Source organism: Pseudoalteromonas sp. DSM 26666 (genome assembly GCF_900116475.1).
Taxonomy (GTDB): domain Bacteria; phylum Pseudomonadota; class Gammaproteobacteria; order Enterobacterales; family Alteromonadaceae; genus Pseudoalteromonas; species Pseudoalteromonas tetraodonis.
The window spans coordinates 125,180-131,562 of the sequence record NZ_FPAR01000008.1 but is presented as its reverse complement, the minus strand read 5'-3'; the positions used below and the strand labels follow the sequence as shown (position 1 = coordinate 131,562).

The window sequence follows — 6,383 nt, the reverse complement described above, 5'->3', positions numbered from 1 at the left end:
AAATTGTTGAACTAAGCCGCTACGCGGAGATCCTATTCTGACCATTTGAGCCACACTTACCTTGGGGTTATCCCATAACTTGGAGGTAAGTCATGAATACACTCATTGAACAAGTCAAAACTGAAATAGCCTATCGTGGTTATTCGCAAAGTACATGTAAAAGCTACTGTGAACATTTACTAAAACTCAGTCATTATTTTAATAAACCGCTCGATTCGATTACTGATGAGGAACTTAACGCCTTTTTTAACGATCCTGCGATTCGTAAACTTTCTAGAGCAAGCCAAAAAATACAGATAAACAGTATTTGGTTCTTGTTTAAGAATATTTTACATCGGCCACTTAACTTAGATATTGTACTGCCAAAAGTAAAACTTCGCGCACCCACGTATTTATCGCGCGATGACATGCGACGGCTTATAGAAAGTTGCACCGATATGCGCTTAAAAACATTGATAGTGGTGTGTTATGGATGTGGTTTGCGTATTGGCGAACTGCTACGCATTAAAGTGCAAGGCATAGATGGACAGCGTAAAACCATTTTAATTGAACATGGTAAAGGAGATAAGTCACGCTATGTTGTTGTATCAGATAGCGTGCTAAATCAATTACGTCGCTATTGGAAAATGTATCACCCAACAGGCTGGATGTTTTATTCACGATGGTTAATGGATAAACCCATGTCACCCTCAAGCTTCAGAAAGGCATTGAGAAAACATGCACAAGCGTGTGGCTTAAAGCACTGTAACCCACATGCTTTACGCCATGCTTATGCAACACACCAACTTGAATCAGGTATGCCACTTCATCAACTGCAACATCAGCTTGGTCACAGTGATATTAAAACCACACAAAGTTACTTACATTGGTTACCAGAGTTAGGTCATGGCGGCATTGATTTGCTTGCGAGCTGGAGTAAACAATGAGCGCTTTACACCTCGCTGATATTTTAAACTCGAATCTAGAGAATTATCGCCAGCATCATACGATGAGCTATCAACAACAGCGTGTCTGTCAGCACCTTCAATCATGCAGAACAGGTCAGCTCGGTTACCAAGCATGGCAATGTGATAACTGTGGTGAGTCACAAAAGATTGGATGTAGCTGTCGAGACCGTCATTGTCCGCGTTGCCAAGGCATGGCTACGGCTAAGTGGGTGCAAAGGCAGCAAGAGGATTTATTACCGTGTCGGTATTTCCACCTTGTTTTTACGCTCCCCCATGAGTTGAATATCATTGCGCACTATAACCCAAACGCGTTGTACCAGTGTTTATTTAAAGCCGCATGGCAAACGCTGAACAAATTTGCGAAACGAAAGAGGCATGGTCAGTTAGGCATGACAAGCGTACTGCATACATGGGGGCAAAACTTAAGTCAGCATATCCACTTGCATTGTTTGATACCCGCAGGTGCACTTGAAAAAACGCACTGGCATGAAATAGAAAAAGGCTATTTATACCCCGTGAAAGCGTTATCAACAGTCTTTAGAGGTAAAATGCTGGCGGCGTTAAATGAATGCGATAGTTCATTCGTGAAGATAAACATGCCAACAAAATGGTGCGTGTATAGCAAAGCCTGTTTAACGTACAGTGAAAAGCTAGTTAGTTACCTTGCTCGTTATACACGAAAAGGCGTGATGTCAGAATCGCGATTAGTGTCAGCGAATGAGCAGTCAGTGAGCTTTAAATACCACGATTATGCAGATAATAACCGCGATAAGATCATGACACTGAGTTGTGACGAATTTTTACGTCGTTACTTACAACATGTATTGCCGAAAGGGTTTATGCGCATTCGTCACTATGGTTTTTTAGCTAATGCATGTCGCAAGCGAAAGTTAGCATTAATAAGGTCACAAGAATCACACATAGGTAAAGTGGAGAAGCTAAAGACAGAAAACGTAACACTGATACCGCATTGGCCTTGCCAGCATTGTAAGGCAGGTATAATGCGATTAATTGGCGTATTCCAGTTATATGAAACAAGGACCAAAGTAGGGCGAACGAGTTAGCAGCTAGGTAGCTGCTTAAAATCAATTAGTTAACCTGCTTAACTGCTCAGGCTAGCGGCCTTTGTACGTGTAAAAAATATAATTGCTTATTAAGGCAAATTTAGGTGTAATGAATACATAATAAGCGCTGAGCAATGCAGGGAAAGCTTACATAACACTAGCTAAGCTGATTAAATCAGCTAGGAAAGTGAGAGCCTCCAAAAAGCAAATTCCCATAGCATAAACAACACCAACTCTGACACACCGAGCAGGTAGCGGCTCAGTCCAACAAGCGATTATGCAACACAAACAGCGTGTCGCATAAATACTAAAATGTTAGGCTTACAAGGAAGTCATGTGCAAACTCCATTATTAATTTCTATAATTGCCGTTTTTATTTCTGCTATAAGTGCTGCGGTTACTATATTTAATATATATAGAGATCGGGCAAAGGTGATTTCATGGTCAGAAATTGTTTACGATATGTCGCAAGATCCAGATGACCCACCACCAGTTTTGTATATAAAAATTGTAAATACAGGGTTAAGACCAATAATCCTTACATCAATTAAAAAGATAGCTAAAAATTCTAGTTGGGGCAACGCTCTTAGGTATCCAGACTATGATCAACTTAATGTAAACGCTTCAGACGCAATTAGAGATCCAGAAACACGTCGTTCAGTTTTTTCTATTAAAAATACTAGTGTCGTATTAAAGGAATCTGAATATTTTGAAGTATCATATGGAATTGATGACTTTCAGCATGAGGTTCGAAGTTTTTTTAACGATGAATTACACGAAGCAAAAAGTATGCAAATCGAAGATGTTTTAGGTACTAAAATTAAAATCAAAGATATTAAAAAAAACATCGAGGCTATGTATCAATATAAGCCTAACAAGAAAATCAACAAGGACTAAAAACAGTGGGCTGTTCGCTTCGCTCCATTTTAGCCCACTATTTTTAGCCTGTTATTTAGGCGTTAGAAGCTGATCTTAAACGCGTTTTCAATTGTTAAAATATTTAAGTAATGTGTTAGAGACGCCCTATCAGCTACAGTAAATTTAGGCGACATAGACAAGGAGTAAGAATGTCATTAACAGCAGACAACTTTGAAAATTTTTATCGTGGAAATTGTGCTGAACATATTGTTACTAGCCAAATTTTCTTTCATGGTTTTGAAGCGCATAAATTCAATCCTGATTTTGGTGTAGATTTATTAGTGACCAATAAAGCAAGACAAAAGTTTCTCGGGGAAATTTCAAAAGAAATTAGCATACAAGTTAAATCTTCATTGGTTGTCAAAGAGCGAGCTTCAATTGCAATAGATAAGGAGGAGTTTGCACATTTAATGAAACAAAATAACCCTGTACTTACTTTCGTGCTTTTTGAACCAGAATTTATTGGAGAACCGAGTCGTCACTTTCATTTAGATTCGTACGCTCAAACTTTGCATTCAATGGATGAGTGGCTTGAAAAAACTTGGGCTGATCAATTGTATAATTCACAGTTCAATATTCCTAAATCTAAAGACAGAGTAGAATTCCTTAAAAACAAAAAAGCTGCGGGAAACTTAGAACTAAATGGTTATAAAAGCAGACTTTTTTGGCTAAATAAAAATCAATTAAACAAGGCGTTGAGTTTAGGGGTGCTGCAAGAAGGGAAAGGAAACGGCAAGAGTAATTACTACTTAAATCTTGCTAAGACCGATGACGGTGAATGGCATTTCAAATCGGTTGGTCAGTCAGAACATTTCCCATATATAGAAATTAGTCATTTAAGTTATCTTCTACTGAAAAATCAAAATTATGGTTTGGAAATGGAAGATTTTGCTTATAGTTTTTAGATAGTAAATGACACATTAGATGTGTAAGTAAATGCGCTTCTAACAAATGCGTTAAATCGGACAAATTTTTCGTCAATTTCTGGCATAAGGATAATGAATGAAGCTTGTATCTCTAAAAATGAATAACTTTCGCGCCATTAATGGCGAAGGGAATGTAATTGAATTCAAAGATAATAATATTGTTTTTCTTTTCGGAAAAAATAATATTGGGAAATCTAGCGTGTTACATGCCTACAAGTACTTTACATCACCTTCTCAAAAAGCCTTGATTACAGATTTTTATGAACAAGGTACAACCAAGGAAATCGTAATAGAAGCTACTTTTCTTAAAGAAGATAGTGATATTGATAATTTCAATGAAAAGGGTTTGGATAAATGGGTGGATGCTAATGGTTTAGTCAAGTTTAGAAAAGTGTGGAGCGAAGTTGATAAAGCTGCAACTAAAATGACTTATAGCATTGAGAAAAGTGATTTTGTTGCCGGTGGGTTTGGAGGATTAGAACCTATTCTGACAAACGCTACGCCGAATATCATTTTTATTGAGGCTATGCCGAGTGTCAAATCATTAACTGATTGGTTAGAAAAAGAAATAAAAAATAAGTTACTGAAAAAATTAAAAGATAATCATCAAGCTGAATATAGTAGTGCTCTTACGGCTATCAAGTCGTTGCAAGAAAAGGTTGAGAATGAAGGTTATCTTGGAGAAATAAGCCAGAAAGCTAATCGTTACTTTAGTGAAACATTTCCCGAGCTTCAGTTAAATATACAATCAACGCCTTATAAGGAAGCTGATTTAAGCAAGGCTTTTGAAAAAGATTTCAGTGTCACTATCGGCGATAAAAAAGATGAAGAAATTAAACTTGCCGAAGCTGTTGAAGCCGCTGAAGAGCTATTAGGTGGCGATGAAAACGTTTCTAAAATAGATCGTAAATTTGATCTGCATGGTCATGGGTTAATTAGACAGGCAATAATTAATATATTGTCTTTGTTTAAAGATACTAAAGATGGTGAAAAACACATTATTTTGTTTGAAGAGCCAGAGTTGTACTTGCATCCAAGTAATAAAAGGAAGTTCAGGAATACTCTATACCAAATAGCAGAACAAGATGATTATCAAATAATTTGTGTGTCTCATGACCCTCAATTAATTGATATGAGCAGAGAGCATACCTCTTTAGCTCGGTTTGTGAAGAAAGAGAATGGCGAAACAATTATTTATCAAGCAGGCGATAATGTTTTCTCAAAAGATGAGGAAACGAAAGATCGAGTTCTAATGCTTAATCGTTTTAACCCTCACATCTGTGAAACATTTTTTTCTGATGAAGTGATTTTGGTTGAAGGTGATACAGAAGCAATAGTTTTGCGTGGCTTAATATATGAGCATTACCCAAATAGTGATTTATTTGTACTAAATACAGGTACAAAGAATAACATTCCATTTTTCATAGAAGTATTAAGCCATTTTAAAATAAACCAACACGTAATACATGATTCTGATGAAAGGTATCTTTACACCGAAGGACAACGGAGGTTGAAAAAAGATGGAGATCCCAAAGCTAATAGTGCTTGGACATTAAATGCTAAGATTTGGGATGCTATGGAAGCAGCAAAATCAAATGGATCATCTGTTAAGCGCTATGTGTCAGTCAGAAATTTTGAACATAGTCATGATTATTCTCACGATCCCGATAAGGGAAAACCTTTGTCAGCATATGAGTTTGCCCAAACTCTAGATATTAGTGATGAGGAAAAAAGCATTGTGAATTTCTTAAAACAGGTTGCTGGTGATAAGCCTTATAACAATGAATATACGCAAGAGCACCTCGAAGAGATTGTTGAGGAACCGTTTTAAATAGTGCTAACAAGCCAATTCAAAGGACACAAGGAATTGATTAATGCCAACTGCAATTTTATGCTTATTCGAAGGTGAAAAAATCACCGTCGCGAAAGCTTTAAAGATTAAAGCCACGCAAAATCACTGGTCTTTCGGTTGTATTGAATGCCAGGAGCCGGTTAACCCGCATGGTGGCGAATCCGCTCATTTTGAACATTTATCACGAAACCCGGATTGTTCACTTAGTCATAAAAAACGGAAGAGGAAGTCGCTTAAACCAGATTACAACTTTGATGACAGTGAAGCCTTTGAAGGCTATAGAATCGATAAAAAATGGGCGTCGTTGTCTCGCAATAAAAAAATTATAGAGCAATGCAAAATAAGGGATAAACATACATGCCAAGCTTGTGGTTTCATATTAAAAGTTGGGAAAAAATTCGTAATCGAGTGTCATCATAAAACACCTCTTCACATTAAAGGTGAGGGTATAGTAACTTTGAAAGACTTAGTTTGTTTATGTCCAACATGTCATAGGGTTGCTCATACAAGAGAAAAACCTTTTACCCCAAAAGAGATCAAAGCTCTATTAAAAAATGGGCTATAACAAACCGCTGTAGTCGGTCGCAAGCTCCCTGGGACAATAACACGTGGGCTCAGTCGCTTCGATCCAAACTTTATTAGCCCACGTGTTATTGCCCCTCAGCGGGGCGTTGGC

Annotated in this window: 6 protein-coding genes; all 6 read left to right on the top strand. The window is 37.4% G+C overall.

The features are described from left to right. The first annotated feature begins 92 nt into the window (after positions 1 to 92). The 6 genes from BM380_RS14745 to BM380_RS14720 all read left to right on the top strand — a co-directional run bounded on the left by BM380_RS14745 (position 93) and on the right by BM380_RS14720 (position 6,272). Positions 93 to 926, top strand: coding sequence for a tyrosine-type recombinase/integrase (locus BM380_RS14745; RefSeq protein WP_090495018.1), 834 nt, complete (start codon positions 93 to 95; stop codon positions 924 to 926). After that, positions 923 to 2,011, top strand: coding sequence for an IS91 family transposase (locus BM380_RS14740; protein WP_090495017.1), 1,089 nt, complete (start codon positions 923 to 925; stop codon positions 2,009 to 2,011). Before BM380_RS14745 ends, BM380_RS14740 begins: the two co-directional genes overlap by 4 nt. Positions 2,012 to 2,347: 336 nt before the next feature. Further along, the gene (locus tag BM380_RS14735; RefSeq protein ID WP_090495016.1) at positions 2,348 to 2,908 is read left to right on the top strand and encodes a hypothetical protein; all 561 of its coding nucleotides are present in this window, start codon (positions 2,348 to 2,350) and stop codon (positions 2,906 to 2,908) included. 170 nt (positions 2,909 to 3,078) lie between these two features. Then, positions 3,079 to 3,834 carry a hypothetical protein gene (locus tag BM380_RS14730; protein WP_090495015.1) on the top strand — a complete coding sequence of 252 codons (756 nt, stop codon included), beginning with the start codon at positions 3,079 to 3,081 and terminating at the stop codon, positions 3,832 to 3,834. A 97-nt stretch (positions 3,835 to 3,931) separates the two neighbouring features. Then, entirely contained in the window at positions 3,932 to 5,686 is a 1,755-nt protein-coding gene (locus BM380_RS14725) for an ATP-dependent nuclease (RefSeq protein ID WP_090495013.1), read from the top strand. Positions 5,687 to 5,729: 43 nt separating this feature from the next. Next, positions 5,730 to 6,272, top strand: a complete 543-nt coding sequence (locus tag BM380_RS14720; RefSeq protein WP_090495011.1) for an HNH endonuclease — start codon at positions 5,730 to 5,732, stop codon at positions 6,270 to 6,272. Positions 6,273 to 6,383: the final 111 nt, after the last annotated feature.

What these genes read in the sequence shown, in the direction of transcription:
- BM380_RS14745 (WP_090495018.1), top strand. Translation starts at nt 93, where the DNA reads ATGAATACACTCATTGAACAAGTCAAAACTGAAATAGCCTATCGTGGT.
- BM380_RS14740 (WP_090495017.1), top strand. Translation starts at nt 923, where the DNA reads ATGAGCGCTTTACACCTCGCTGATATTTTAAACTCGAATCTAGAGAAT.
- BM380_RS14730 (WP_090495015.1), top strand. Translation starts at nt 3,079, where the DNA reads ATGTCATTAACAGCAGACAACTTTGAAAATTTTTATCGTGGAAATTGT.
- BM380_RS14725 (WP_090495013.1), top strand. Translation starts at nt 3,932, where the DNA reads ATGAAGCTTGTATCTCTAAAAATGAATAACTTTCGCGCCATTAATGGC.
- BM380_RS14720 (WP_090495011.1), top strand. Translation starts at nt 5,730, where the DNA reads ATGCCAACTGCAATTTTATGCTTATTCGAAGGTGAAAAAATCACCGTC.